Below are 26120 nucleotides of genomic sequence, written 5' to 3' on the forward strand. Positions count from 1 at the left end.
CCGGGATCGGCGGACCGGGGATCAGCCGGCCGGGGATCCCCCGTGCCGGAATCGGCGGGCCAGGCGGGCCAGGCCGGCCACGCCGGGGATCCGCCCCCGTACGCCTCCGGGACGGGAGCGCCCCGGCGGTGACTGCCCTGCGTATCGCTCACGACGCTCGCTCCACTGCTGATCCGGCACCCGCGGGTCGGGGGAGGGCACCTTAACGGAGGAGGCGTCACGGAACAAAGTCGTACGACTACCCTACGTGTCGACCGGATGGGCCGGTCAGTAGTCGAAGGCGCGGGCGGTGTTGGCCGCCAGGGCAGTGGCCATCGCGTCCTCGTCGATGCCGCGGACGGCGGCCATCGCGCGCACCGTCAGCGGAATGAGGTACGGGGCGTTCGGCCGTCCGCGGTACGGCGCGGGCGTCAGGTACGGCGCGTCCGTCTCGACGAGCACCAGCTCCAGCGGGGCCACGGCCAGCGCCTCGCGCAGCGGTGCGGCGTTCTTGAAGGTGACGGTTCCGGCGAAGGACATGTAGTAGCCGGCGGCGGCGCACTCGCGGGCCATGTCGGCGTCCCCGGAGTAGCAGTGGAAGACGGTCCGCTCCGGGGCGCCCTCCTCGCGCAGGACGCGCAGCACGGCGGCGTGGGCGTCACGGTCGTGGATGACGAGGGCCTTGCCCTGACGCTTGGCGATCTCGATGTGGGCCCGGAAGGAACGCTCCTGCGCGGCCATGCCCTCGGGCCCGGTACGGAAGTGGTCCAGGCCGGTTTCACCGACGGCCTTCACATGGGCCAGGGCGGCCAGGGCCTCGATCTCGGCGAGCGCCTCGTCCAGGGCGGCGTCTCCGCCGCCGGCCCGGGCGCCCTGGCGGGACCATCCGTCGGGATCCCCGTGCACGATGCGGGGGGCTTCGTTGGGGTGGAGCGCCACAGCGGCGTGGACGTTGTCGTGGGCGGCCGCCGTCTCGGCCGCCCACCGGGAGCCCTTCACGTCGCAGCCGACCTGGACGACGGTGGTCACGCCGACCGAGGCCGCCTTGGCGAGGCCCTCCTCGACGGTCCCCGACTGCATGTCCAGGTGGGTGTGCGAGTCCGCGACCGCCACCCGGAGGGGTTCGGGCAGCGGCGGCGGTGCGTCCTTGGAGGCGGAGGAAGGGCTCATGGGGCCGATCTTATGACCGGCGGAAGAACCCCATCAGCCGGGAGACCAGGCCCCCGCGCTTCTCGGCCTCGCTGACGGCGACGGGTCCGGGGGCGTCGTGGAGTCCGGCGGCCCGGCGCGGCTCGGGGGTGCGGGGGACGTTCGCTCCGGCCGGCACCGGTCCGGCGATGCCGGGCGCGATGCGGTGGTGGTAGAGGTGGTCGATCATGCCGAGCACCGAGGAGACCTGGCCCGCCCGCATGATCCGCACGACGTGGCCGCCGCAGTTCATGCAGGTGGGGTTGGACAGAGGGGAGGGCACCCGCTCGCCGCCGATTGTGTAGATGATGAAGGGCTCGCCCCGGCCGTCGACGTGGTGCTCGATCCGGTACTCCTGCTCCCAGCCGTACGCGCAGCGCATGCACGCGAAGGAGTAGGCCTCCTGCACGGTCTCCACGTCGGGGCCGGAGAAACGCGCGGGGGCCGACGCCTGGACCGGTACCGGGGTGTCTGCGATCTCACTCATGCCAGCTCCTCTTGTTCCACTGGTGCCTCTGCCAGTGGACGCCTCTTCGGGCGGGAGCGCATCAGGCCCGGTCCAGTGTTGGACGACCTTTGGGCCACTCATGCCCGAAGCGCCCGGCGCACGGTCTGAGCTTTGCCTTTCAGGTTATCCCTTTACCCGTTCACGGCGCCTTTCGTGCCGCGTTCTTTGCCGCCACGACGGCGTCGAAGACGTCGCGCTTGGGTACGCCCGCCTCGGCGGCGACGGCCGCGATGGCCTCCTTGCGGCGCTCCCCCGCCTCCTCGCGGACCCGTACCCGGCGCACCAGCTCCTCGTCGTCCACGTCGCCGGGCCCGGCCGCCGGGGCACCCTCCACCACGACGGTGATCTCCCCGCGCACGCCCTCCGCGGCCCAGGCGGCGAGCTCGCCGAGCCCGCCGCGCTTGACCTCCTCGTACGTCTTCGTCAGCTCGCGGCAGACCGCGGCCCGCCGCTCGGCGCCGAAGACCTCGGCCATCGCGGCCAGGGTGTCGTCGAGCCGGTGCGGGGCCTCGAAGTAGACGAGCGTGCGCCGCTCGCCCTCGACCTCGCGCAGCCGGCCGAGGCGCTCGCCGGCCTTGCGCGGCAGGAAGCCCTCGAAGCAGAACCGGTCCACGGGCAGCCCGGACAGCGCCAGCGCGGTGAGCACGGCGGACGGCCCGGGGACGGCGGTGACCTTGATGTCCTTCTCCACGGCGGCGGCGACCAGCCGGTAGCCGGGGTCGGAGACCGACGGCATGCCGGCGTCCGTCACCAGCAGGACGCGCGCGCCGCCGGCCAGGGCCTCGACCAGTTCCGGCGTGCGGGCCGACTCGTTGCCCTCGAAGTACGACAGGACGCGCCCGGTGGTGTGCACGCCGAGCCCCTGGGTCAGCCGGCGCAGCCTGCGGGTGTCCTCGGCGGCGACGACGTCGGCCCGCTCCAGCTCCGCCGCAAGGCGCGGCGGGGCGTCGGCGAGGTCGCCGATGGGGGTGCCGGCAAGGACGAGGACGCCTGCCGGGGAGGTGGGCTCGGTACCGCGGGGCTGGTCAGTTGTCACCCGCCCATCCTCTCAGTCCCGCAGCCCGTCACCCCACGCCGCTGGGGCGCACACAGATCTCTTCCCTACGATGTGCCGGTGACCAGTACCGCGACGCCGCCGCCCAGCCCCGCGGGGGCCCTGTCCTCCGCAACGGCCGGGGGCGCAGAAGAGCCGTCCACCTGGCTGCGCGACCTGCGCCGCTTCGGCTACGCGCGCGCCGGCGCGTCGCCGCACGTGGACGTCCGCACCCGCCTGGTGCCCCCGTACACCAGGCCGTCCCGGCAGCTGTGGATGACCTTCGGGCTTCCGCCCGAGGTATGGGGGACCTGGCAGCGGATCGTTTCGTGGGCCGGGCCGCTGCTGGTGGCACTGGTCGCGGGCGTGCTGCGGTTCGTGCACCTGGGCAGCCCGAAGGCGGTGATATTCGACGAGACGTACTACGCCAAGGACGCCTGGGCCACGATCAAGCAGGGCTACGAGGCGAACTGGCCCAAGGACATCGACAAGTCGATCCTCGCCAACCCGGACGGGGTCGCCCTGCCGGTGGACCCGGGCTACGTCGTGCACCCGCCCGTCGGCAAGTGGGTGATCGGGCTCGGCGAGTGGATGTTCGGCCTGACGCCGTTCGGCTGGCGGTTCATGACGGCCGTGCTCGGCACCCTGTCGGTGCTGATGCTGTGCCGGATCGGGCGGCGCCTCTTCCGCTCGACGTTCCTGGGCTGCCTGGCGGGCGCGCTGCTGGCGGTGGACGGCCTGCACCTGGTGATGAGCCGCACGGCGCTGCTGGACCTGGTGCTGATGTTCTTCGTGCTCGCCGCGTTCGGGGCGCTGCTCATCGACCGGGATCGGGCCCGGGCCCGCCTCGCGGACGCGCTGCCGGTGGACGAGGAGGGCCGGACGCGGCCCGACGCGAGGATCGCCGGGACGCTGCGGCTCGGCTGGCGCCCGTACCGGATCCTGGCCGGGGTCTGCCTGGGGCTGGCCGCGGGCACGAAGTGGAACGGCTTCGTGATCCTGGCCTTCTTCGGCATCCTCACCGTGCTGTGGGACGCCGCCGCGCGCCGCACCGCGGGCGCGGGCGCCCCGTACGCGGCGATGCTGCGCCGTGACGCGCTGCCCGCCTTCGTCTCCACGGTGCCGGTGGCGATCGTGACGTACGTGGCCTCGTGGTCGGGGTGGATCCTCAGCCCGGACAACGGCAAGGGCGGCTACCTGCGCGACTGGGCGGCCAAGAACGACCGGGACAGCTCGCTGTCGTTCCTGCCGGAATGGGTGCGCAGCCTGTGGCACTACGAGACCGAGGTCTACAACTTCCACGTCGGCCTGACCTCGGGGCACACCTACGAGTCCAACCCGTGGAGCTGGCTGGTGCTGGGCCGGCCCGTCTCGTACTTCTACGAGTCCCCCGAGCCCGGCACCGACGGCTGCCCGGCGACGGCGGCGGGCAAGTGCGCCCGCGAGGTCCTGGCCCTGGGTACGCCGCTGCTGTGGTGGGCGGGCTGCTTCGCGCTGCTGTACGTGCTGTGGCGGTGGTTCTTCCGCCGTGACTGGCGGGCGGGCGCGATCGCGTGCGCGCTGGCCGCGGGCCTGCTGCCCTGGTTCAACTACCAGGAGCGGACGATCTTCTACTTCTACGCGGTGGTCTTCGTCCCGTACCTGTGCCTGGCGGTGGCGATGATGATCGGCGCCCTGCTGGGCCCGGCGGGCTCGACGGAGCGCCGCCGGGCCCTGGGCGCGATCGGCGCGGGTGTGCTGGTCCTGCTGATCGTGTGGAACTTCATCTACTTCTGGCCGATCTACACGGGCCAGACCCTCCCCATGGACTCCTGGCGCGGCCGCATGTGGCTGGACACCTGGGTCTAGCAGGCAGAACGACGGGCCCGGCACCGAAAGGTGCCGGGCCCTCGTGCGTTGCGGGGCGGCGTCAGCGGGAGGCTTCGCAGGCGGTGTTCGCCGTGTCCTTGCTCGCGCCCACCGCGGTGAGGCTCGCGACGCAGCTGGTCTGGTTGCCGATCCGGCCCTCGTAGCACGCCTCGGCGGCGCCGTCCGCGGCCTTCGGGGCGTGCTGGGCGACGTACTGCTCGCAGGCCTTGACGTCGGCCTGGGCGGACGGGGCGGCGGCCACGGCGCCGCCGAGGGCCAGGGCCAGGCCGGCGAGGATGCCGGGGATACGAGCCGACGGACGCATGCGGATGCACCTGCTCTCTCGGTCGGTCGCGCGATCCGCGGATGCGCCGGACCACGGGCGGGGGCGGCGGCGCGAAGCGGGCTCCGAGGCGGGCGACCGGCTCGGCGCATCGGTCATCCTCGCCCTTCCGACGCTAGAACAGAGCCGGGGTGCCTGCATGTCGGCCCGTCAGGACGGCTCCGCTTTAGCGAGGTTCCGGTCCGGTAACGAGCGCGCATCGGGCGAATGCGCAGAGTAAGGTCGACGCCAAGGGCCTTTGAACGCGTTCAGGGGTCGCGGGTCGCGGGGGAGGACGAGAAGTGAACGGGGCGGCAAAGGGAGCCATCATCGGCGGGGTGTTCCTCGCGATGGTCGGCGGTGCCGGATACGGGGTGTACGCGCTGGTCGGCGACGCGGGCGGGGGCGGCGGCGCGGACGAGGCCGCCGCCCTGTCCGAGGGCAGCGGGCCGGTCAGGGAGAAGGAGGCCGAGGCGGCCGCGAAGGCGTTCCTCGCCGCGTGGGCGGCCGGGGACGAGCGGCGGGCGGCCGACCTGACCAACAACGCCGCCGCCGCGCAGACCGCGGTCGGGGGTTTCCGGACGAAGGCGCACGTCTCCAAGGCCGTGATCACCCCCGGCAAGGCGAACGGCACGACCGTGCCCTTCAAGGTCGAGGCGGAGATCACCTACGAGGGCACGACCAAGCCCCTGGCCTACGACTCCCAGCTCACGGTGGTGCGCGGCCTGACCACCGGCAAGCCGCTGGTCGACTGGCAGCCCTCGGTGATCCACCCGCAGCTGCAGAAGGACGAGCAGCTGCGCGCCGGCGCGCCCGCGAGCCCGCCCGTCAAGGCCGTGGACCGCAACGGCGAGGAGCTGACCGCGGAGAAGTACCCCTCCCTGCGCCAGGTGCTGGACGAGCTGCGCCAGACCTACGGCGGCAAGGCGGGCGGCAGGGCCGGGGCCGAGGTGTGGATCGAGCCGGCGGCGAAGGACGCTCCCCGGCGGACCCTGCTGACTCTGGTCGAGGGCGAGCCCAGCACCCTCAGGACGTACCTCGACGCGAAGGTTCAGGCGGCGGCGGAACAGGCGGTCGCCAGGTTCCCGGAGGCGTCGGTGGTCGCCGTGCAGCCGAGCAGCGGGCACATCCTGGCCGTCGCGAACAACCGCAAGGACGGCTTCAACGCGGCGATGAGGGGCAACCGCGCCCCCGGTTCGACGATGAAGATCGTGACGGCCGCGATGCTGTTGGACCGCGGCCTGGTGGCGGCCGACAAGCCGGCGGAGTGCCCGAAGACGGTGACCTGGGGCCGGGAGTTCCACAACCTGAAGAACTTCGACCTGCCGCCCGGCACCAGCTTCGCCACCTCCTTCGCCCGGTCCTGCAACACCGCCTTCATCAAGCAGATCAAGCCCGTCGACGACGACTCGGCCCTGCCGAAGGAGGCCGCGGAGGTCTTCGGCATAGGCCTCGACTGGAAGACCGGCATCAAGTCCACCGACGGCAAGGTCCCGCCCGCGACGGGCGCGTCCGCGGCCGCCGCGTACATCGGGCAGGGCCAGATCACCATGAACCCGCTGAACGTCGCGTCGATCACCGCGACCGCCCGTACCGGCGTCTTCCGCCAGCCCCTGCTGGTCTCGCCGGAGCTCGACGGCCGGACGGTCGCGACGGCCAAGCGCCGGATGAAGTCCTCCGTGCAGCAGCAGCTCGTCTCCATGATGAAGCTGACGGCGGCCGGCGGCACCGCGAGCGGGGCCATGGCCCCCGTCCGCGGCTCCGACAAGGGCGCGAAGACCGGCTCGGCGGAGGTCGGCGGGGCCGACGCCAGCCCGGACAGCTGGTTCACCGGCTTCAGCGGCGACGTCGCCGCGGCCGCGATGGTCGAGGGCGGCGGCCACGGCGGCGAGGCGGCCGGCCCGATCGTGGCGACGGTACTGAACGCACGCTGACGGCGCGGAGGAGCGTGAGCGTCAGAGGGCCGACCGCAGGGCCCGTACCAGGGCCTGGGCGCGGGGGTCGGCGGTGACCGACTTGGCCAGGGCGTTGGTGACGTAGCCGAAGCCGACGCCGGCCTCCGGGTCGGCGAAGGCCAGGGAGCCGCCGCGGCCGGGGTGGCCGAAGGAGGCGGGCGAGAGCAGCGGCGAGGCCGGGCCGTGCAGCATGTAGCCGGCGCCGAAGCGGGTGTTGACGACCAGGACCCGGTCGGGGCCCGCGGAGCGCTCCCGGGCGGCGAGTGCGGTGGTGGCCGGGGTGAAGATCCGGGCGCCGTCCTCGACCACGCCGATGGTGGCCCCGTAGAAGCGGGCCAGGGCGCGGGCCGTGCCGATGCCGTTGGAGGCGGGCAGTTCGGCGGCCCGGTAGGCGGGGGCGTTCTCGTCGGGCAGCGGATCGATGGCGGCGAAGGCGCGGCGGGTGAGGGACGCGGGGTCGGCGTAGGCCTCGGACACGTTCCTGCGCGGCCTGGTCCGCAGCATCCCGGCGCTCTCCGGCGGATCGACGGGTGCCACCCGGCCCACCCGGCCGGCCTCCGCCTCCGGCAGGCCGATCCAGAAGTCCAGGCCGAGCGGCTCGGCGATGTCCTCCGCCAGGACGGATCCCAGCGTGCGACCGGTCGCCCGGAGCACCAGCTCGGACAGCAGCCAGCTGTAGGTCTGCGCGTGGTAGCCGTGCCCGGTGCCGGGCTCCCAGAAGGGGCGCTGCGCGGCGACGGCGCGCGGCCCGGACACCCCGTCCGCGGCCTCGGCGGCGGTCAGCCCGCGGTCCAGGGCCGGTATGCCCGCGCGGTGCGCGAGGAGGTCCCGTACGAGGATCCCCTCCTTGCCGCCGGCCTTGAACTCCGGCCAGTACGTGCCGACCGGCGCGTCCAGGTCGAGCAGTCCGCGCTGGTGCAGGAGCAGCGGGACGGCCGCGGCCACGCCCTTGGTGGCGGAGCGCACGATCTGCGCGGTGTCCTCGGTCCACGGTTCGGTGCCGTCGGCGTCGCGGGTGCCGCCCCACAGGTCGACGACCTTGCGGCCGTCCCGGTAGACGGCCACGGCCGCGCCCCGGTCCCCGAGCACCTCGAAGTTGCGTACGAACGCGTCTCTGACGGGCTCGAAGCCCTCCGCCACCACACCCTGGATGTCCACGTGCGGTCCAACAAACCCGGACGGGTGCTTATGCCACCGATACCGAACGCGGGTCGAAGCCGAAGGGGAGCTCCAGCCGGTGGGCCCGCATCAGCGCCTCGTCGCACAGCAGGTCCTGGGTGCGGCCGTCCGCCGCGATGACGCCCTCGCTGAGGACGACCGAGCGCGGGCACAGCTCCAGCGCGTAGGGCAGGTCGTGGGTCACCATCAGCACGGTCACGTCGAGGGAGCGCAGGATGTCGGCCAGCTCGCGGCGCGAGGCGGGGTCGAGGTTGGAGGAGGGCTCGTCCAGGACCAGGATCTCCGGCCGCATGGCCAGTACGGTCGCCACGGCCACCCGGCGGCGCTGCCCGAAGGACAGGTGGTGGGGCGGCCGGTCGGCGAAGTCCGCCATGCCGACCTGGTCGAGGGCGGCCGTGACCCGCTCCTCCAGCTCCGCGCCCCGCAGGCCGGCCGCCGCCGGTCCGAAGGCCACGTCCTCCCGCACGGTCGGCATGAACAGCTGGTCGTCGGGGTCCTGGAAGACGATGCCGACCCGGCGCCGGATCTCGGCCAGGTTGCGCTTCTCCACGGGGAGCCCGGCCACGGCCACCGAGCCGACCCCGCCGGCGAGGATGCCGTTGAGGTGCAGGACGAGGGTGGTCTTGCCGGCGCCGTTGGGGCCGAGCAGGGCGACCCGCTCGCCGCGCCCGACGGTCAGGTCGACGCCGAAGAGGGCCTGGTGGCCGTCGGGGTAGGCGTAGGCGAGTCCGGTCACTTCGAGGGAGGGGACGGGCGAGGGGGTACTGGTCACAGGGTCCATCCCATCAGACAGACGGCGAGGGCCGTCACCGGGAGCGCGGCCGCGTAGGCCCACTGGCCGCGGGTGGCCACGGCCTCGTCGATCACCGGCATGGAGCCGGCGTAACCGCGGCTGACCATGGCCAGGTAGACCCGCTCGCCGCGTTCGTAGGAGCGGATGAAGAGCGCTCCGGCGGTCTTCGCCAGCACTCCCCAGTGCCGGATTCCGCTCGCCTCGAAGCCGCGCGAGCGGCGGGCGACCGACATGCGGCGCAGCTCGTCGCCGATCACGTCGGCGTAGCGGATCATGAAGGAGGCGATCTGTACGAGCAGGGACGGCAGCCCCAGCCGCTGGAGGCCCAGCAGCAGGGCCCGCAACTCGGTGGTCGAGGCGAGCAGGACGGACGCGGCGACGCCGAGGGTGCCCTTGGCGAGGACGTTCCAGGCGCCCCACAGGCCGGAGACGCTGAGTGACATGCCCAGTACCTCGACCCGCTCGCCCTCGGCGACGAAGGGCATGAGCACGGCGAAGGCGACGAAGGGGACCTCGATCAGCAGCCTGCGCAGCAGGAGGCCCGCCGGGATCCGGGCCGCGGCGGCGACCCCGGCGAGGAGGAGGGCGTACAGGCCGAAGGCCCACACCGCCTCCCGCGGCGTGGACACGACGACGAGGACGAAACCGAAGGTCGCGGCCAGTTTGCAGTGCGGGGGCAGGGTGTGGACCGGCGACTGGCCCGGGCGGTAGAGCCTGTGGGCGTGGCCGGCACCCATGTCAGACGACCGGGGTGGAGGTCGCGGCGGTGGTGGCGGCCGGGTCGTCCGTGCGGCGGCGGCGCACCGCCCAGAAGATCCCGGTGCCGGCGGCGACGGTCACGCCGACGCCGATGACGCCGGCGAGGCCGCCGGAGAGGCGGGCGTCGTCGACGTCCTCGACGCCGTAGTCGGCGAGCGGCGAGCCGGCGGCGGCGTGCTCCTGGACCTTCTCGTCGATGCCCTTGTCGGCGGCGACCTTCTCCAGGCCGTCGGGGGCGGCGGAGGCGTAGAAGGAGACGAACCCGGCGAGGACGAGGGCGGTGACCAGGCCGGTCGCCCACACCTTCTTCGTCGAGCCGGCTCCGGCCCCCGCGGACGCGGCGGCGGGCGCCGCGGCGGGCGCGTCGACGAGGACGCCGTCGACGCGGAGCTTGAGCGGCGCGGCCAGTCCGCGGGCCCCGTGCACCAGGTCGGGCCGTACGGCGATCACGGCGCCCACGGTCGCGGCGGTGATGACGCCCTCGCCGATGCCGATGAGGACGTGTACGCCGAGCATGGCGGTGAGCACCTTGCCGAGGGGGACGTCGGTGGTGCCGCCGACGGCGTAGAGGGCGGTGAAGGCGGCGGCCGAGGCGGGTACCGAGAGCAGGGCCGCCACGAAGCCCGCCGCGGTCACGGAGCGGCGGGTGGGCGGCAGGACACGCAGGAGGCCGCGGAAGAGCAGGTGCGCGGTGACGACGGTGACGACGCCCATGACGGTGATGTTCACGCCGAGGGCGGTCAGGCCGCCGTCGGCGAAGAGGATGCCCTGCATGAGCAGGACGACGGACACGCAGAGCACGCCGGTGTAGGGGCCGACGAGTATCGCCGCGAGCGCGCCGCCCAGCAGGTGGCCACTGGTGCCGGCGGCGACGGGGAAGTTGAGCATCTGTACGGCGAAGATGAAGGCGGCGACGAGTCCCGCGAGCGGCGCGGTCCGCTCGTCGAGTTCGCGGCGGGCGCCGCGGAGGCTGACGGCCACCGCCGCGGCCGCCGCCACTCCGGCGGCCACCGACACGGGTGCGTTGATGAATCCGTCGGGCACATGCATGGAGTGGGCTCCGCTTCTTATACGGCGGTCTTTAACCGTTCAAGAATAGTGCCCAGTTGCAAACCATTGGCAAGAGCGAGCCCGTCACAAAAAGCGTCGCGCACTTTCGTGGGAATGTGCGAGGCTGGAGGACAAACGGACGGGTTTGTTCCGATTCGAGGAGTCTGGTCGATGTCCGCCACCGCCGAGAATCCCCCAGCGACCACGACCGCGACGACGACCGCGGCACCCGTCGAGGAGCGGGTCCGCGCCCGTGTCATCACGGACGACCCCCTCTACCGGGCGATTCCCGTCGCCCTGCGCTTCGCCCCCGCGGAACCCCTGGCCGTCCGGATCGTGTTCCCCGCAGGCCTGTCGCCCGAGGGCACCGAGAACGAGTGGGTCTTCCCCCGGGCCCTGCTCGAAGCGGGCCTCCAGGCTCCGACGGGGACCGGGGACGTACGCGTGTGGCCCTGCGGCCGCGTCCAGGCGGTCGTGGAGTTCCACTCCCCCGAGGGTGTCGCGGTGGTCCAGTTCGACATCGCGGCCCTGCGCCGCTTCCTGCGCCGTACGTACGCCGCCTCCGCCCCCACCCGGTAGGCGCAACGGCCCCGGCCCCGTACTCCCGAGTCGTCGGGGGTACGGGGCCGGGGCGTTCCGGCGCGGTGGTCGGTCAGGCGTTGACCAGCTCGCGGTCCTTGTCCGGTCCGTCGCCCTGGGCGGTCCGGGCTTCGAGGTGCTTGCGCAGGCTCTCACCCTCCACGTCCACGTTCGGCAGCAGCCGGTCCAGCCACTTGGGCAGCCACCAGGCCTTGTGGCCGAGCAGCGCGAGCACGGCCGGGACGATGGCCATGCGGACGACGAAGGCGTCGAAGAAGACCGCGACGGCGAGACCGAAGCCGATCATCTTGACCATCTGCTCGCTGGCCCCGATGAAGCCCGCGAACACCGCGATCATGATGACGGCGGCCGCCACGACGACCCGCGCGCTGTACTGGAAGCCGGTCACGACCGCCTGGCCCGGGCGCTCGCCGTGGACGTACGCCTCGCGCATGCGGGTGACGAGGAAGACCTCGTAGTCCATGGCCAGGCCGAAGACCACGCCGACCATGAAGATCGGCATCATCGACATGATCGGGCCGGTCTGCTCCACCCCGAAGACCGAGCCGAGCCAGCCCCACTGGAAGACCGCGACGACCGCGCCCAGGGCCGCGACGACCGAGAGCAGGAAGCCGAGGGCCGCCTTGAGGGGGACCAGGATCGAGCGGAAGACGAGCATCAGCAGCAGGAAGGCGAGGCCGACGACGAGGGCCAGGTAGGGCAGCAGCGCGTCGTTCATCTTCTGCGAGAAGTCGATGTTCATCGCGGTGGCGCCGGTGACGAGGACGTCGTCGCCGCTGCCGTCGCGGATCTCGTGGACCAGGTCCTCGGTCTGCGTCGAGGACGGCCGGTCCTTCGGGACGACGGTGATCACCGCGGCGTCGCCCGCCTCGTTGGAGGTCGCCGGCATGACCGCGGCGACGCCCTTCAGACCCTTGATCCGGTCGACGGTGGAGTCGGCGAGGGCCTTGTCCCCGTCGACGACCACCATCAGCGGGCCGTTGAAGCCCGGGCCGAAGCCCTCCGACAGCAGGTCGTACGCCTGGCGCTGGGTGGTGGAGACCGGCTGGGCGCCGTCGTCGGGCAGGCCCATCTCCAGCTTGCTCGCCGGGACGGCGATGACGCCGAGGCCGATCACGCCGGCCAGCAGCACCATGACGGGGCGGCGCAGGACGAAACGGGCCCAGCGGGTGCCGCCGTTGGCCTTCTTCTCGGCGCCGGCCGGCTTGCCCTTGCCGAACAGCCTGCTCTTCTGGCCCGCGGGCAGGACCTTCTTGCCGGCGAAGCCGAGGATGGCCGGGACCAGGGTGAGCGCGACGAGTACGGCGATGACCACGGTGCCCGCGGCCGCGACGCCCATCTTGGTCAGCATCGGGATGTTCACGACGGCCAGGCCCACGAGGGCGATGACGACGGTCAGACCGGCGAAGACCACGGCGGAACCGGCGGTTCCGGCGGCCCGTCCGGCGGCCTCGTCGCGTTCGCGGCCCTCGGCGAGCTCCGCGCGGTAGCGGGAGACGATGAAGAGGGCGTAGTCGATGCCGACCGCGAGGCCGATCATCGTGGCGAGGGTGGCGGTGGTGTTGCCGAGGTCCAGCACGTTGGCGAGCGCGGTGATGGAGGAGACGCCGATGCCCACGCCGATGATCGCGGTCAGCAGCGGCAGGCCGGCCGCGACGAGCGAACCGAAGGTGATCACGAGGACGATCGCGGCGACGAGGATGCCGATGATCTCGCCGGAGCCGGTCTCGGGGGCCACCATCAGCGCGTCACCGCCGATCTGCACGTTCAGGCCCGCGGCCTTGGCGCCGTCGCCGGACTCCTTGAGCGCGTCGCGGGTGGCGTCCTTCAACTCCATGCCGCTGACGGTGTACTTGGCGCTGACGTAGGTGGTGGAGCCGTCCTGGCTGACGGCCTGCACCTCGTACGGGTTGACCACGGAGGCGACCTGCTCCGCGCCCGGGCCGGTCTTCAGCCCGTTGACGATCTTCTCGACCTCGGCCTTGGGGCCGGGGTCGGTGACCTTCGCGCCCTCGGGGGCCTTGACGACGATGCGCGCGGTGGCGCCGTCGGCGGCCATGCCCGGGAACTTCTTGTCCAGCAGGTCGAAGGCCTTCTGGGCCTCCGTGCCGGGTATCGAGAACGATCCGGAGGTCGGGGCGGCCGCGGAGGCGGCGCCGAATCCGGCGGCGAACAGCAGCGCCACCCAGAGGAGGGCGACGAGCCCGCGGCGCCTGAAGGCGCCCCGGCCGAGTCGGTAGAGGAAGGTGGCCACGTCGGTGGTTCTCCCGTTCAGGTCGTGGGATGGATCCGGAGGGATCAGGGCATGGGGAGCCGGCCCGACGACGAGAGCGGCGTGTCAGGAGCAGCAAGCCGGCACGGATGCCGGGGACTGGGGCGGGGGCTCAGACGCCGAGGGCGGGGAAGACCACGGCGTCGATGAAGTCACCGAGGAACGCCCGGTCCACCGGCCGGTCCTCGATCAGCGGGAGCGCGATGAACGCGCCGATGAGCATGTGCGGTACGAAGCCCAGCGCCGGGCACCCCGGGGCGATCTCGCCCCGGTCCACCGCGCGCTGCAGCATCACCTGCAGCCCGGTGATCTCCGGGTCGACCAGGAGGTCCCGCAGCGCCTTGTGGAGCTCCGGGCTCTCGTGGACCGCATGGGCCAGGCCCCGCATGAGCGCGGTGTCCTTGGCCATCTGCGCGTCGTCCGAGTGCTCCACCATGAGCGCGAAGTCCCCGCGCAGGCTGCCCGTGTCGATTTCGCGCAGCGAGACGGGCTGCGTGCATCGCAGGGCCTTGGCGACCAGCTCCGGCTTGCTCCCCCACTGGCGGTAGAGGGTGGCCTTGCTGGACTTCGTACGGGCGGCGACCGCGTCCATGGTCAGCGCCTCGTAGCCGACGTCACGCAGGAGGTCGAGGACCGCCTCGTGCAGTTCGGCCTGCCGTTCGGGGGTGATCCGGCTGCGCCGGGCCGCCATCGCCTCGGTCATCTCCGTGCCTCCGTCCGAACGAAACTGTTCCGTACGCTCAAGACGATACCCCTCCCTCAAGCGAAACGAAACCGTTCCGTTTCGCTTGAGGGGGTGGCGTGGATCACCAGTACGAGTTGCCGCGCCCCCCTCACGCGGAAAGCATTGGGGGGTGAGTCACGACGTCGCGTACCTCCGATTCCCGCACCTGCACGACGACCTCCTGTGTTTCGCCACCGAGGACGACCTCTGGGTCGCCCCGCTGGTGCCCGACGGCCACACACCCGGGCGGGCCTGGCGGGTCACCGTGGACCGGACCCGGGTCGGCCACCCCCGCTTCTCCCCCGACGGCCGCCACATCGCCTTCACCACCTGGCGCAGCCTCGACCCCGAGATCCACCTGGCGCCCGTCGACGGCGGCCCCGCCCGCCGCCTGACCTACTGGGGCGCCACCGACACCCGCGTCTGCGGATGGGACCCCGACGGCAACATCCTGGCGGTCTCCTCGCACGAACAGCCGTTCTCCTACTTCTCCTGGGCCTACAAACTGCCCACCGACGGCAGCCCCGGCGGCCGCCTGCCCTGGGGGCCGGTGTCCGACATCCAGGTCGCCGACGTCGACGGCGAGCACAGGAGCCTGCTGCTCACCGGCAAGCCGCCGCACGAGCCCGCGGCCTGGAAGCGCTACCGGGGCGGCGCCATGGGCCGGCTCTGGCTGCACGGGCGCCAGCTCCTGGAAGGCCTCGAAGGACACCTGGACGCCCCGATGTTCGTCGGCGGCCGGATCGCCTTCCTCTCCGACCACGAGGGCGTCGGCAACCTCTACTCCTGCCTGCCCGACGGCACCGACCTGCGCCGCCACACCGACCACGACGAGTTCTACGCCCGGCACGCCTCCAGCGACGGCTCCCGGGTCGTCTACCAGTGCGCCGGGGACCTCTGGCTCGTCGACTCCCTGTCCCCCGACGCCGCTCCGCGCAAGCTCCAGGTCCGCCTCGGCGGCCCGCGCGCCGGCCGGCGCACCTACCAGGTGCCGGCCGCCAGCCACGTCGACTCGCTCTCCGTGGACGCCACCGGGCGGGCCAGCGCGGTCGTGGTGCGCGGCAGCCTGTACTGGCTGACCCACCGCGACGGCCCGGCCCGGACCATCGCCGACACCCCGGGCGTACGGGTGCGGCTGCCGGAGATGCTGGGCAGCGGCGGACAGGTCGCCTACGTCACCGACGCCGAGGGCGAGGACGCGATCGAGATCGCCTACCTGCCCCGGGCCTCCGGGGAGCGGCAGCCGCGCCGGCTGGCGTCGGGCGGGCTGGGCCGGGTGACCGAACTGCTCGCGGACCCGGACGGGGAGCGCCTCGCCATCGCCTCGAACGACGGACGGCTGCTGCTCGTCGACGCGACGGAGGAGTCCGACGGCGAGGTCACCGAGCTGATCCGGTCCGTCAACGGTCCCGTCACCGACCTGGCCTTCTCCCCCGACGGGGCCTGGCTGACCTGGTCGCACCCGGGGATCGGGCGCTCGCTGCGGCAGATCAAGATGGCCCGCATCTCCGGGCCCGGCGCGCGCACCGTCGTCGACGTCACCAACGGCCGCTTCGTCGACGAGAATCCGGTCTTCACCCGCGACGGGCGCTACCTGGCCTTCCTGTCCTGGCGCGGCTTCGACCCGGTGTACGACGTGCACACCGGCGACCTGTCCTTCCCGCTGGGCTGCCGCCCGTACCTGGTGCCGCTGTCCTCCGCGACCCCCTCGCCCTTCGCGCTGTCCGCCGAGGGAAGGCCCGCGGCGGGCGGACTGGACCCGGGCGAGGGCGAGTCGGAGAACACGGGCGAGGGCGGCACCGTGACCGTGGAGGTGGAGGGGCTGGAGAGCCGGGTCACCCCCTTCCCGGTCAGTGCGTCCAAGTACTCGGCCCTGTACCCCGTCCACGGCGGCGGGCTGGTCTGGCTGCGCTGGCCGATCTCGGGCGCGCTCGGGGAGACCTTCGCCAACCCCAACGACGTCAGCGGCAAGCCCACCCTGGAGCACTTCGACCTGACGAAGGCCCGCAAGAGCGAACTGGCCTCGGGGCTGGACTGGTTCGCGGTGAGCGGCGACGGAACCCGGCTGGTGATCAACGACGACGGAGACCTGCGCGCGGTCCCCGCGACCGAGTCCGGTGACGGCGACTCCACGGTCTACCTGGACCTGCGGCGCATCCTGCACGAGGTGGACCCGGCGGCCGAGTGGCGCCAGGCCTTCGAGGAGGCCGGGCGGATCATCCGCGCCTACTTCTGGGAGCCGAACCTGTGCGGCATCGACTGGGACGGGATCCTGCGCCAGTACCGCCCCCTGGTCGAACGGGTCGCCTCACCCGACGAGTTCGCCGACCTGCTGCGCGAGGTCCTCGGCGAGCTCGGCACCTCCCATGCCTACGTCTCCCCCGCCCGCCGCAACGAGGGCCCGCCGCACTACCAGCGGGCCATCGGCCTGCTCGGCGCCAACCTGGTCCCCCGGGACGGGACATGGGTGGTCCGCAGGATCCTGCCCGGCGAGTCCTCCGACTCCAAGGCCCGCTCCCCGCTGGCCGGTACCGGCATCCGGGAGGGCGCGGTGCTCACCCACGTCGACGGCCGGCCCGTGGACCCGGTCACCGGCCCCTACCCGCTGCTTGCGGGGGCGGGCGGCACCACGGTCGAGCTGACGTTCCAGCCGGAGGAGGGCTCGGGCCGCTCCCGCCGGGTCGCCGTCGTCCCGCTGATCGACGAGCGGCCGCTGCGCTACCAGGACTGGGTTGCCAAGCGCCGGCAGGTGGTCCGGGAGCTCAGCGGCGGCCGGTGCGGCTACCTCCACATCCCCGACATGGGCGGCTCGGGCTGGGCCCAGTTCAACCGCGACCTGCGCGTGGAGATGTCCCGGCCCGCGCTGATCGTGGACGTACGCGGCAACGCGGGCGGCCACATCAGCGAGCTGGTGGTGGAGAAGCTGACCCGGTCCATCCTCGGCTGGGACCTGACGCGCGACGCGCAGCCCGTCAGCTACGCCTCCGACGCGCCCCGCGGCCCGATCGTGGCACTGGCCGACGAGGCGACCTCCTCGGACGGGGACATGATCACCGCGGCGTTCAAACTGCTGGGCCTGGGCCCGGTGGTGGGCCAGCGCACCTGGGGCGGGGTGGTCGGCATGACGGGCCGGCACACTCTCGGCGACGGCACGGTGATCACGGTGCCGATGAACGCCGCCTGGTTCCCCGAGTACGGCTGGTCGGTGGAGAACCACGGTGTGGAACCGGACTTCGAGACCCTGCGCACCCCGCTGGACTGGGCGGAGGGGCGGCACGCCGGGATGGACGACGCCGTGCACCTGGCGCTGGAGCTGCTCGAACAGGACCCGGCCGCGATGCCGCCCGGCTACACGGACGTACCGGACCGGCGTCGTCCGAAGCTGCCGCCGCGTGAGTGAGCGGCGGCCACGGCGCAAGGGCGCCAGGGCGTGGGGCGCGACCGTCCGTGACGGCCGCGCCCCCTTCTCGTGCGCCGGGTGCCGGCGGTCAGTGGCTGCGGGCGCGCTCCTGCTCGTCCGCGGCGCCGCCCGCCCCGACGAGCCCCTTGGAGACGCCGGAGAGGCGGGGCTCGAAGCGCTTCATCTCGCGCCGCCCGACCGTCGCGATGATCCCGGGCAGGTAGCCGCGTACCCCCTGCATCCCGCGCAGCCACCACTGCGCGTACACGTGCGGGGAGCGCCGCTCGATGCCCGCGACGATCCGGTCGACGGCCGGGCCCAGCGGATAGGTGCGGTTGGACGGCCACGGCAGCCGCTGCCGCAGCTCCCGCATGACCTCGTCCTGGTCGGCGCCGCGCACCATGTCGGTGTCGGTCCACGACAGGTAGCCGACGCCGACCCCCACGCCCTTGTGGCCGACCTCGGCGCGCAGGCAGTGGGCGAAGGCCTCGACGCCGGACTTGGAAGCGCAGTAGGCGGTCATCATCGGCGCCGGGGTGATCGCGGCGAGCGAGGCGATCTGGAGGAAGTAGCCGCGGCTCCGGGCCAGCGCGGGCAGGAAGGCCCGGGCGGTGACGGCCCCGCCGATCAGGTTGACCTCGATCACCCGGCGCCAGGCGGCGGGGTCGGATTCCGCGAACGGGCCGCCCGCGGCGACGCCCGCGTTGGCGACGACGATGTCGACCTTCCCGAAACGCTCCTCCACCTCCTGCGCCACGCGCGCCATCGCCTCGTGGTCGGTGACGTCGGCGTGCCAGTGCTCGCTGTCGGTGTGCAGCCGCTCGGAGACCTCCTTGAGGGCGTCCGGCTCCAGGCCCACGAGCGCGATCCGCGCGCCGCGTGCGGACAGCTTGCGGGCCAGCAGCTCGCCGACCCCGCGGGCGGCTCCCGTGACGACGGCGACCTGGCCTTCCAGACTCCTGCGAGCACTCACGGTGTCTTCTCCTTCTCGGTGGTGTCGAGATAGCGCGCGGTCAGTTCGCACACGGCGCGGGTGACGGCCTCGGGAGCCTCGATCGGGGTCATGTGGCCCGTGCCGGTGAGCTCGGTGAGGCCGACGCAGTCCGGCAGGGCAGCGGCGAGCCCGCGGGCGTGGACGATCGGCGTGAGCCGGTCGGCGGTGCCGCCGAGCACCGCGGTGGGGACGTTCAGCCGTGCCACGTCGGCGTCGAGGTCCAGCCCGGCCAGCACCCGGGACCAGGCGTGCCGCACCCCGGTGGGGCAGGCGTGGACGATACGGGCACACGCCTCGACCTTGTCGGGCGCCGAACCGGGGCCCATGGTGGCGTACTTCAGGACGGAACGGGCGACGGGCGTGACCGGCCCGAGGGGAGCGCGTGATCCGAGGAACGCGCCGGTGATCCGGGTCCGGGTGCGCCCGGCGCGTACGGGCAGTACCCGCGCCTGCGCGACCAGCGCGGAACTGCCGGTGCTGCACAGCAGCGCGGCCGCGGCGTGCTCGGTGAACTCCGGCCGGGCCGCGGCCGCCATGATCGTCATGCCGCCCATGGAGTGCCCGGCGAGGACCGCGCGCTCGCCCGGGGCGAGGGTGGCGCCGAGCACCGCCACGAGGTCGTCCGCGAGCGCGGTGGTGCTGTGCTCCCGGGCGGCGGGGCTGCGGCCGTGTCCGCGCTGGTCGTAGGCGACGACCCGGTGGGTGGCGGCCAGGGCCCGTATCTGCGCGGCCCAGAAGGCCGTGGAGCAGGTCCAGCCGTGGGACAGCACCACGGGCGGCGCCCCCTCCTCCCCGTGCACCTCGACGTGCAGGCGGGCCCCGTCGGCGGAGACGGCGACGAGCTCGCGCCGCGGGGCGGGCGGGGCGTAGGGGCCGGCGGTGACGTGCGCCGGGCGGCTCACGCGGCGCTCTCGGCAACCGTGCCCGCGCCGGCCTCGGCGGCCTCGGGTGCGCCGGCCTGGGCGGCCTCGGGTGCGGCGGCAGCGGCCACCGGCACCCGCTCCCTCACCCGCACGACCTCGTACTCCGCCAGGTCGACGCTGCGCGTCTCGCGGCGGAACTCGCCGGTCGTGCCGGGCCAGACGGTGGTGTTGCGGCCGTTCTCGTCCAGGTACCAGCTGGTGCAGCCGCCGGTGTTCCAGACGGTCCGCTCCATCCGCGCCTGCACCCTGCGGTTCCAGGCGTTGACGGCGGAGGGGCGGGCGGCCAGGGCGACCCGTCCGCCGCTCCCGCCGAGGACGGTGAGCTGGCGCAGGTAGTCGGCCATGTAGTTGAGCTGCGACTCGATCATCAGGATCATCGAGGTGTTCCCCAGCCCCGTGTTCGGGCCGATGATCGTCATCCAGTTGGGGAAGCCGGCCGCGGTCGCGCCGCGCAGCGAGGCCATCCCGTCCTTCCACGCGACCGCGAGGGAGCGGCCGTCGGCGCCCACCACCCGCTCGGCGATCGGCAGGTCCGTGACGTGGAAGCCGGTGCTGAAGACGATCGCGTCGGCCTCGGCCTCCGTCCCGTCGGCGGCGACCAGGACCGAGCCCCGGACCTCCTTCAGCCCGGAGGCGACCAGGTCGACGTTCGGGCGGGCCAGCGCCGGGTAGAAGGTGCTGGAGAGCAGGATCCGCTTGCAGCCGATCCGGTAGGAGGGCGTCAGCTTGGCGCGCATCGCCGGGTCCTTGACCGACCGGGCCATGTTGGCCTTGGCCAGTGCCTCGACGAAGCCCAGCTGGTTGGGCCGCTTGGTGAAGGCGCCGACCTGGAGGTCCCGGACCGCCCAGGTAAGCCCGCGGCGTGCCGCCTGGGTGAAGGGCAGTTGGCGGTGCAGCCAGCGCTCGACCGCCGTGATGGCCCGGTCGGTGCGCGGCATCACCCAGGCCGGGGTCCGCTGGAAGAGGGTCAGGCGCTCCACGTCGGGGGCGATGGCGGGCACGATCTGGACGGCGGAGGCGCCCGTACCGATCACGGCGACGCGCTTGCCGCGCAGCTCGTAGTCGTGGTCCCAGCGCGCGGAGTGGAAGACCTTGCCGGGGAAGCCCGCCAGGCCCGGGATCTCCGGGAGCTTCGGCTCGGACAGCGGGCCGGTGGCCGACACCACGACGTCGGCGGTGAGCTCCCCGCTCTCCGTCTCGATCTCCCAGCGCAGTTCGGCCTCGTCCCAGCGCATCATCCGGACCTCGGAGTCGAGCCGGATGTGGGGGCGCAGCCCGAACGTGTCGGCGACGTGCTCCAGGTACGCCCGGATGTGCGGCTGCCCGGAGAAGGAGCGGGGCCAGTCGGGGTTGGGTGCGAAGGAGAAGGAGTACAGGTGCGAGGGGACGTCGCAGGCGCACCCCGGGTAGCTGTTGTCGCGCCACGTGCCGCCGACCGAGCCGGCCCGCTCCAGGACGACGAAGTCGGTGATCCCCTCGCGCCGCAGCCGTACGGCGGCGCCCAGGCCGCTGAAGCCGGAGCCGATCACCGCCACGCGCACGTGCTCGCGCGTCCTCCCCGTACCGCCCGTACCGCCCGTACCGCCCATGTCCGCCGCCTTCCGCCTCATCGCAGTCCCAGCCACGCAACGCCGCACACAACATCGAAACACTGCCAGCAATCACTGGCACAATCGGGAGGGTAGAGCAGCCCCGTACCCATGGGTAGGGGCTGGACCCGGAAAGTTACTGCGGGTACACCCTCCGGACACCCCCGGGGTCAGCCCGTAGGCTGCTTCCGTGGCGAAGGACGAGATGCGGGCGAGGACGGTGCGCGAGTACCGGACCGAGGAACTGGCCGAAGCGGCCGGCATACCGGTGCGCACCCTGCGCTTCTACCGTGAGCGCAAACTGCTCCCGCCGCCCCGCCGCGAGGGCCGTATCGCCTGGTACGACGACCACCACCTGGCGCGCCTGCGCACCATCGCCGGCCTGCTGGAACGCGGCCACACCCTCGGCGGTATCGCGGAGCTGACCGTCGCCTTCGAGAAGGGCCGCGACGTCGGCCAGCTGGGCGAGCTGCTGGGCATCGGCGGGTCGGAGGAGACCCCGGTGCGGCTCACCCCGGAGGAGCTGGCCGACTACTTCGAGGGCGAGGTCACCCCGGAGAACCTGGCGGCCTCACTCGACCTGGGCTACCTCGCCGTCGACGGCGACACGATCGTCCACGTCAGCCGCCGCCTGCTGGACGTCTCCTCGGCGCTGGTCCGCGAAGGGGTTCCGCTGGCGGAGGTCCTGGAGACCGGGCGGCGCGTCCGCGAGCACGCGGACGCGCTGGCCCTGCTGTTCACCGAGCTGATCTCGCGACACATCGCGCCGGAGGCGCTCACGCGGCTGCGCCCGCTGGCCAAGAGCGTGGTCGAGGCGGAGCTCACGATGGCCATGGACCGTCTTTCGGCCTCCGCGCCGGGTCAGGCTCCGAGCTCGTAGACGACGGTCACGGGCGCGTGGTCGGACCAGCGCTCGGGGTGCGTCTCGGCCCGCTCGACGAAGGCCTTCACAGCCTTCGCGGCCAGCCCCGGGGTCGCCACCTGCAGGTCGATCCGCCAGCCGGCGTCGTTGTCGAAGGCCCGCCCGCGGTAGGACCACCAGGAGTACGGCCCCTCGGTGTCGGGGTGCAGCTCGCGCACCACGTCGACGTAGCCGGCCTGCGCGTACACCTTCCCCAGCCACTCGCGCTCCTCGGGGAGGAAGCCGGCGCTCTTGCGGTTGGTCTTCCAGTTCTTCAGGTCGGCTTCCTGGTGGCAGATGTTCCAGTCACCGCAGACGACGACCTCGCGCCCGTCGGCGGCGGCCCGCACCCTCAGCTCGGCGAGGTAGGCCAGGAACTCCCCCATGAACCGGTACTTCTCGTCCTGCTTCTCCGTCCCCGCCTCACCGGAGGGCAGGTAGAGGCTGGCCACGGTCACACCGGGCAGGTCGACCTCCAGGTACCGCCCGGAGGCGTCGAACTCCGCGCTGCCGAACCCGACCCGCACCTGCTCGGGCGCGCGCCGCGTGTACAGCGCGACCCCGGCGCGCCCCTTCACGGCGGCCGGGGCGAAGACGGTGTGCCAGCCCTCGGGAGAGCGCACCTCGTCCGGGATCTGCCCCTCCTCGGCGCGTACCTCCTGCAGGCAGACCACGTCGGCGTCCGTTCCCGCGAGCCACGCCCCGAAGCCCTTCTTGGCGGCGGCCCGAATCCCATTCACATTCACGGAGGTCACAGTGAGCATCCCAGCACCTTAGCGGGATGGTTCCGTACGATGTTCGGATGTCTCATGGGATCGACCTCCGCACCGTGCCGTACGACCACCCGGACGCGGTCAAGCTCAACGACCAGGTCCAGCTCGAATACCAGGTGCGGTACCAGGGCGAGGGCGACGCCACCCACCTGGACCCGGCGATGTTCGCCCCGCCGCGGGGCCTGTACATCGTGGCGTACGACACGTCGGGCGCCCCGGTGGCGACCGGCGGCTGGCGCAGCCAGGAGCAGAACGACGAGGGCTACTCGGACGGCGACGCCGAACTCAAGCGGATGTACGTCGTCCCGGAGGCCCGCGGCCTGGGCCTGGCCCGCCGCATACTGGCGACGCTGGAGGAGGACGCCCGCGCGGCGGGCCGCCTGCGGATGGTCCTCGAAACGGGCGACCGGCAGCCGGAGGCGATAGCCCTCTACCTCTCGGCGGGCTACACCCCGTCGCCGAAGTTCGGCTTCTACCGCTTCTACGACTCCAGCCGCTGCATGGCCAAACCCCTCCAGACGTCCAGCCCCGCCGCACCCCCCAGCCCCGCCGGCGTTTGAGGCGCGGGGGTCCGGGGCGGCGCCGCCGGCAGCGGCGCCGCGGCCGCCCTACCGCGGGAGCCAGACGGCCCGGTCCGTCCCCCACCGCGACGGCCCGCCGCCCCACTCCCCGCACGGGCTGACCGCATGCCGCAGCACCCCGTACCCCGACCCCGTCTCCCGCAGCCACGGCTCCGCCGAGTACTCCGCGGCGCGAGCGCACCCGTCCCCACGAGCCGGCGGCAGCCCCCGCACCAGCCACGACCCCGTTCCGGCCAGGGAGAACCGCAGCCCCTGCCCGCCGCCCCCGGCCAGGGCCCGCATCACGCCGGCCGCCACCAGGTACCCCGTGCCGTGGTCCAGCGCCTGCGCCGGCAGCACCCCCGGCGTCCCGTCGGGCCCCGCACACGCGGCGGCGATCCCGTAGCCCGCCTGCACGAGCGAGTCGAACCCCCGCCGCCCCGCCCACGGCTCCGGCGCCCGCCACCCCCACGCGCACAGTTCGGCCACCACCAGGCCCGGCCACCGCTCCAACAGCTCCCGCGCCCCGAGCCCGTGGCGTTCCAACGCCCCGGGCCGGTACCCGGTCACCACCACGTCCGCCTCGGCCAACAGCCCCTCGAACACCGCCCGGTCCCCGGCCCGCGCCAGATCCAGCAGCGCCGACCGCTTCCCGAAGCCGGTGTCCGCGTAAGCGTCGTCCGCCTCCGGCAGGCCCGGCGGGTCGATCCGCAGCACGTCCGCGCCCAGCAGCCCGAGCGTGCGCGTGGCGACGGGCCCGGCGATGACCCGCGTCAGGTCCAACACCCGCACGCCCGCGGCGGGTCGCCCCTGCGGAGCTCCGCCGAGCACCCGCACCCGCGCCCCGGTCGTGCGTACGGTCTCCACCAGCGGCTGCGGAGCCCCGTACCGCTCCGCCACGGCGACCGCGAGACCGCCCGCCCCGTACGCGAGTTCCTGCACCTCCACGGCCGTCCGCCCGGCGACCTCGGCGCGCAGCGCCTCCGGTGTCGCGGACGGCAGCCGCAGCGCCCGTACGAGCGCGGCTTCGTGGTGCGGGTAGTTGGCGTGCGTGCGGACCCAGCCGTCGGCGGCCCGCCAGAAGCCGGACAGCGGCGCGAACACCATCGGGGCCCGGCCGGCGACCCGCAGGTGCCGCTCGCTGACGAAGGCCGTGGCGACCGCCCCCTCGTCCACCACGAGCGACGGGCGATCCCCCGCCGAACCCCCGGCCCGCACCGCGCCGAGCTCCCCGGCCGCGAGCCCGCAGACCGCTACGGCCGCCCGCGCCAACTCCCGTACCGGCAGCGGCCCTTCCCCGAGGTTCCCGCCCCCCACGAACCGGACCCGTTCCACGAGCTCCGGTGCGCCGCCAAGCGCCTCCCAGGCCTGGCCCGTCCCGAAGTCCCGCTCACCACCGATCGTCATGCACGCATCATCGCCCAACCACCCCGGGAAACGCCGAGATCCCGCCCCGCCTTTCGGCGGAACGGGATCTCGTGACGATCCTTGAGAGCTACTCAAGAACTGTCGTCTGTGGACCTGTGGGGATTTGAACCCCAGACCCCCTCGATGCGAACGAGGTGCGCTACCAGACTGCGCCACAGGCCCTTGCGACGTGTGAAACATTAGCACCCCTGCGCCGGTGCTCCAAAACGCGTATCCGGGGAGGTCCGCGCAGGTCACCGATCACTCGTTCGCGGCGCGCGGGCGGTCCTCGTTCTCGTACTGGTCGAAGAGCGGGGTGCGGCCGCGGCCCTGGCCGCGGGGGCGGGGGTCCTCCTCGGCCGGGGGCTGAGCCGGGGCGGGGACCGCGGGCTGGGCGCGCAGGCGGGGCTCCGTCGGCTCGGCCGTGCTGGAGCGCGTCGCGCTCCAGGCGTCCGGGGTCACGGGGCCCGTGGCGCGGGGGGCGACCGGGGCCGTCACGTACGTCGGCAGCGGGACCGGGACGGGCTCCCAGCTGTCACCGCGGGCGGGGCCGCGTTCGCGTTCGCGCTGCTGGTCCACCCACTCGGCGTGGTCGGTCTGCTCGACCAGCGCGCGACGTCCGGCCTCCTGCGGGGAGACCGGTGGAGCGGGGTCCGGTTCGCCGGCCGGGTCCGCGCCGTCCTCGGGGTGCCGGCGGCGCGGGCGGTCCTCCCGAAGCTGTCGGGCGGCCGCCTCGGCGCGCCGCCGGTCCATCGTGAACTCGTAGCGCCGCCGCTCCTGGACCCGCAGGTGGGCGATGTACGCGCTCAGCAGGAGGGCGGGTACGGCGGGGGCCCACAGGTAGCGCAGGCCGCCCACGGCGGCGACGACGGCGCCGGCCGTGAAGACCAGGAAGAGGAGTGCGGTGGTGCGCCGGCGGCGCGCGAGGACCTGGAGGCGTTGTTCCCGCCGGGCCCGCTCCGCCCGGTGCTCCCGCTCGGCGGCCGCCGCGCGCGGCTCCGCCCTGGTCGGGGACACGCCGAGGGCCCGGGCGTCGGCGTCGACGGAATTCACCGTTTCCGTCGCGGCGTCCGGGTCCGCGTGGGGCTGGGGCTCCGCCTCCTCGTCACCGCGCTCACGCAGCCCCTTGGCGTAACGGCGCTCCATTCCCGCCCGGCCGGAAAGCAGCCGAATGGCGGTGGAGAAGCGTTCCGTCGGACGGGCTTCGTTCAGCTCGTCCTGCCTCCGGAGCCACATGGGCACCAAGTAGGCGGCCCAGGCCCCGACAATGACTGCGTAGATGAGGCCGCTGCTGCTCACACCTCACACCGTAGAGGGACGCGGGCGAGGGGATCGGCCAATTGGGCCGGTGTGTCGCGCGATC

General features: G+C 73.3%; 22 protein-coding genes and 1 tRNA gene. 6 read left to right on the forward strand and 17 right to left on the reverse strand.

Annotated elements, in window-relative coordinates:
- Positions 1 to 267: 267 nt before the first annotated feature.
- From BSL84_RS13555 to rsmI, 3 genes are all read right to left on the reverse strand, one after another.
- The gene (locus tag BSL84_RS13555) at positions 268 to 1149 is read right to left on the reverse strand and encodes a TatD family hydrolase (protein ID WP_075970432.1); all 882 of its coding nucleotides are present in this window, start codon (positions 1147 to 1149) and stop codon (positions 268 to 270) included.
- Positions 1150 to 1159: 10 nt separating this feature from the next.
- On the reverse strand, positions 1160 to 1654 hold the full coding sequence (locus tag BSL84_RS36495; RefSeq protein WP_030037232.1) for a hypothetical protein: 495 nt from the start codon (positions 1652 to 1654) through the stop codon (positions 1160 to 1162).
- Between the two features lie 160 nt (positions 1655 to 1814).
- Entirely contained in the window at positions 1815 to 2711 is an 897-nt protein-coding gene (gene rsmI / locus BSL84_RS13565; protein ID WP_030037231.1) for a 16S rRNA (cytidine(1402)-2'-O)-methyltransferase, read from the reverse strand.
- Between the two features lie 78 nt (positions 2712 to 2789).
- Here rsmI and BSL84_RS13570 point away from each other — a divergent pair, with 78 nt between their 5' ends.
- A complete protein-coding gene (locus BSL84_RS13570; protein ID WP_030037229.1) occupies positions 2790 to 4556 on the forward strand; it encodes a phospholipid carrier-dependent glycosyltransferase in 1767 nt (588 codons plus the stop codon).
- Between the two features lie 61 nt (positions 4557 to 4617).
- Here the strand turns inward: BSL84_RS13570 and BSL84_RS13575 are convergent, their stop codons facing one another.
- Positions 4618 to 4881, reverse strand: coding sequence for a hypothetical protein (locus BSL84_RS13575; protein ID WP_037666373.1), 264 nt, complete (start codon positions 4879 to 4881; stop codon positions 4618 to 4620).
- 299 nt (positions 4882 to 5180) lie between these two features.
- Here BSL84_RS13575 and BSL84_RS13580 point away from each other — a divergent pair, with 299 nt between their 5' ends.
- Positions 5181 to 6812 carry a penicillin-binding transpeptidase domain-containing protein gene (locus tag BSL84_RS13580; RefSeq protein ID WP_107069587.1) on the forward strand — a complete coding sequence of 544 codons (1632 nt, stop codon included), beginning with the start codon at positions 5181 to 5183 and terminating at the stop codon, positions 6810 to 6812.
- Between the two features lie 21 nt (positions 6813 to 6833).
- Here BSL84_RS13580 and BSL84_RS13585 read toward each other — a convergent pair whose 3' ends face one another.
- The 4 genes from BSL84_RS13585 to BSL84_RS13600 are packed head-to-tail and all read right to left on the reverse strand — an operon-like array spanning position 6834 to position 10614.
- Positions 6834 to 7991, reverse strand: coding sequence for a serine hydrolase domain-containing protein (locus tag BSL84_RS13585; protein WP_045321786.1), 1158 nt, complete (start codon positions 7989 to 7991; stop codon positions 6834 to 6836).
- A 28-nt stretch (positions 7992 to 8019) separates the two neighbouring features.
- Entirely contained in the window at positions 8020 to 8793 is a 774-nt protein-coding gene (locus BSL84_RS13590; protein WP_199838721.1) for an energy-coupling factor ABC transporter ATP-binding protein, read from the reverse strand.
- Positions 8781 to 9542: a cobalt ECF transporter T component CbiQ gene (gene cbiQ, locus BSL84_RS13595; RefSeq protein ID WP_030037219.1), complete on the reverse strand. Its 762-nt coding sequence runs from the start codon at positions 9540 to 9542 to the stop codon at positions 8781 to 8783. The genes BSL84_RS13590 and cbiQ overlap by 13 nt, the downstream gene beginning before the upstream one ends.
- Before the next feature lies 1 nt (position 9543).
- On the reverse strand, positions 9544 to 10614 hold the full coding sequence (locus BSL84_RS13600; RefSeq protein ID WP_075970433.1) for an energy-coupling factor ABC transporter permease: 1071 nt from the start codon (positions 10612 to 10614) through the stop codon (positions 9544 to 9546).
- Between the two features lie 171 nt (positions 10615 to 10785).
- On the opposite strand from BSL84_RS13600, the gene BSL84_RS13605 reads away from it, so the two are divergent.
- Complete coding sequence (locus tag BSL84_RS13605) at positions 10786 to 11193, forward strand: SsgA family sporulation/cell division regulator (protein ID WP_030027814.1); 408 nt, start codon at positions 10786 to 10788, stop codon at positions 11191 to 11193.
- A gap of 73 nt (positions 11194 to 11266) precedes the next feature.
- Here BSL84_RS13605 and BSL84_RS13610 read toward each other — a convergent pair whose 3' ends face one another.
- Entirely contained in the window at positions 11267 to 13468 is a 2202-nt protein-coding gene (locus BSL84_RS13610) for an MMPL family transporter (protein ID WP_045321789.1), read from the reverse strand.
- A gap of 130 nt (positions 13469 to 13598) precedes the next feature.
- The gene (locus BSL84_RS13615) at positions 13599 to 14189 is read right to left on the reverse strand and encodes a TetR/AcrR family transcriptional regulator (RefSeq protein ID WP_030027812.1); all 591 of its coding nucleotides are present in this window, start codon (positions 14187 to 14189) and stop codon (positions 13599 to 13601) included.
- A gap of 151 nt (positions 14190 to 14340) precedes the next feature.
- Here BSL84_RS13615 and BSL84_RS13620 point away from each other — a divergent pair, with 151 nt between their 5' ends.
- Positions 14341 to 17610, forward strand: coding sequence for a S41 family peptidase (locus BSL84_RS13620; RefSeq protein WP_030027811.1), 3270 nt, complete (start codon positions 14341 to 14343; stop codon positions 17608 to 17610).
- Positions 17611 to 17698: 88 nt separating this feature from the next.
- Here BSL84_RS13620 and BSL84_RS13625 read toward each other — a convergent pair whose 3' ends face one another.
- Genes BSL84_RS13625 through BSL84_RS13635 form a run of 3 tightly spaced genes read right to left on the reverse strand, consistent with a single transcriptional unit; the run spans position 17699 to position 21116 of the window.
- On the reverse strand, positions 17699 to 18583 hold the full coding sequence (locus tag BSL84_RS13625) for an SDR family oxidoreductase (protein ID WP_030027810.1): 885 nt from the start codon (positions 18581 to 18583) through the stop codon (positions 17699 to 17701).
- Entirely contained in the window at positions 18580 to 19506 is a 927-nt protein-coding gene (locus BSL84_RS13630; protein WP_045321791.1) for an alpha/beta fold hydrolase, read from the reverse strand. The genes BSL84_RS13625 and BSL84_RS13630 overlap by 4 nt, the downstream gene beginning before the upstream one ends.
- A complete protein-coding gene (locus tag BSL84_RS13635; protein WP_075970434.1) occupies positions 19503 to 21116 on the reverse strand; it encodes a flavin-containing monooxygenase in 1614 nt (537 codons plus the stop codon). The genes BSL84_RS13630 and BSL84_RS13635 overlap by 4 nt, the downstream gene beginning before the upstream one ends.
- A gap of 205 nt (positions 21117 to 21321) precedes the next feature.
- Between BSL84_RS13635 and BSL84_RS13640 the strand changes: the two genes are divergently transcribed.
- On the forward strand, positions 21322 to 21996 hold the full coding sequence (locus BSL84_RS13640) for a MerR family transcriptional regulator (RefSeq protein ID WP_045321807.1): 675 nt from the start codon (positions 21322 to 21324) through the stop codon (positions 21994 to 21996).
- Here BSL84_RS13640 and BSL84_RS13645 read toward each other — a convergent pair.
- Positions 21978 to 22781: an exodeoxyribonuclease III gene (locus BSL84_RS13645; protein ID WP_030030993.1), complete on the reverse strand. Its 804-nt coding sequence runs from the start codon at positions 22779 to 22781 to the stop codon at positions 21978 to 21980. The two genes, BSL84_RS13640 and BSL84_RS13645, sit on opposite strands and share 19 nt — an antisense overlap.
- A gap of 38 nt (positions 22782 to 22819) precedes the next feature.
- On the opposite strand from BSL84_RS13645, the gene BSL84_RS13650 reads away from it, so the two are divergent.
- On the forward strand, positions 22820 to 23350 hold the full coding sequence (locus tag BSL84_RS13650) for a GNAT family N-acetyltransferase (protein WP_107069588.1): 531 nt from the start codon (positions 22820 to 22822) through the stop codon (positions 23348 to 23350).
- A 48-nt stretch (positions 23351 to 23398) separates the two neighbouring features.
- Here BSL84_RS13650 and BSL84_RS13655 read toward each other — a convergent pair whose 3' ends face one another.
- From BSL84_RS13655 to BSL84_RS13665, 3 genes are all read right to left on the reverse strand, one after another.
- On the reverse strand, positions 23399 to 24757 hold the full coding sequence (locus tag BSL84_RS13655) for a CoA transferase (RefSeq protein ID WP_075970435.1): 1359 nt from the start codon (positions 24755 to 24757) through the stop codon (positions 23399 to 23401).
- Positions 24758 to 24866: 109 nt separating this feature from the next.
- Positions 24867 to 24940: transfer RNA gene (locus BSL84_RS13660), tRNA-Ala, on the reverse strand.
- Positions 24941 to 25018: 78 nt separating this feature from the next.
- Complete coding sequence (locus BSL84_RS13665) at positions 25019 to 26056, reverse strand: hypothetical protein (protein WP_075970436.1); 1038 nt, start codon at positions 26054 to 26056, stop codon at positions 25019 to 25021.
- Positions 26057 to 26120: the final 64 nt, after the last annotated feature.

It is taken from the genome of Streptomyces sp. TN58 (assembly GCF_001941845.1).
In the GTDB taxonomy this organism is placed as follows: domain Bacteria; phylum Actinomycetota; class Actinomycetes; order Streptomycetales; family Streptomycetaceae; genus Streptomyces.

Excerpts from the sequence above, each read along its gene's own strand:
- BSL84_RS13555 (WP_075970432.1), bottom strand. The coding sequence starts at position 1,149 with ATGAGCCCTTCCTCCGCCTCCAAGGACGCACCGCCGCCGCTGCCCGAA.
- BSL84_RS36495 (WP_030037232.1), bottom strand. The coding sequence starts at position 1,654 with ATGAGTGAGATCGCAGACACCCCGGTACCGGTCCAGGCGTCGGCCCCC.
- BSL84_RS13575 (WP_037666373.1), bottom strand. The coding sequence starts at position 4,881 with ATGCGTCCGTCGGCTCGTATCCCCGGCATCCTCGCCGGCCTGGCCCTG.
- BSL84_RS13590 (WP_199838721.1), bottom strand. The coding sequence starts at position 8,793 with ATGGACCCTGTGACCAGTACCCCCTCGCCCGTCCCCTCCCTCGAAGTG.
- cbiQ (WP_030037219.1), bottom strand. The coding sequence starts at position 9,542 with ATGGGTGCCGGCCACGCCCACAGGCTCTACCGCCCGGGCCAGTCGCCG.
- BSL84_RS13600 (WP_075970433.1), bottom strand. The coding sequence starts at position 10,614 with ATGCATGTGCCCGACGGATTCATCAACGCACCCGTGTCGGTGGCCGCC.
- BSL84_RS13605 (WP_030027814.1), top strand. The coding sequence starts at position 10,786 with ATGTCCGCCACCGCCGAGAATCCCCCAGCGACCACGACCGCGACGACG.
- BSL84_RS13615 (WP_030027812.1), bottom strand. The coding sequence starts at position 14,189 with ATGACCGAGGCGATGGCGGCCCGGCGCAGCCGGATCACCCCCGAACGG.
- BSL84_RS13635 (WP_075970434.1), bottom strand. The coding sequence starts at position 21,116 with ATGGGCGGTACGGGCGGTACGGGCGGTACGGGGAGGACGCGCGAGCAC.
- BSL84_RS13640 (WP_045321807.1), top strand. The coding sequence starts at position 21,322 with ATGCGGGCGAGGACGGTGCGCGAGTACCGGACCGAGGAACTGGCCGAA.
- BSL84_RS13645 (WP_030030993.1), bottom strand. The coding sequence starts at position 22,781 with ATGCTCACTGTGACCTCCGTGAATGTGAATGGGATTCGGGCCGCCGCC.
- BSL84_RS13650 (WP_107069588.1), top strand. The coding sequence starts at position 22,820 with ATGTCTCATGGGATCGACCTCCGCACCGTGCCGTACGACCACCCGGAC.
- BSL84_RS13655 (WP_075970435.1), bottom strand. The coding sequence starts at position 24,757 with ATGACGATCGGTGGTGAGCGGGACTTCGGGACGGGCCAGGCCTGGGAG.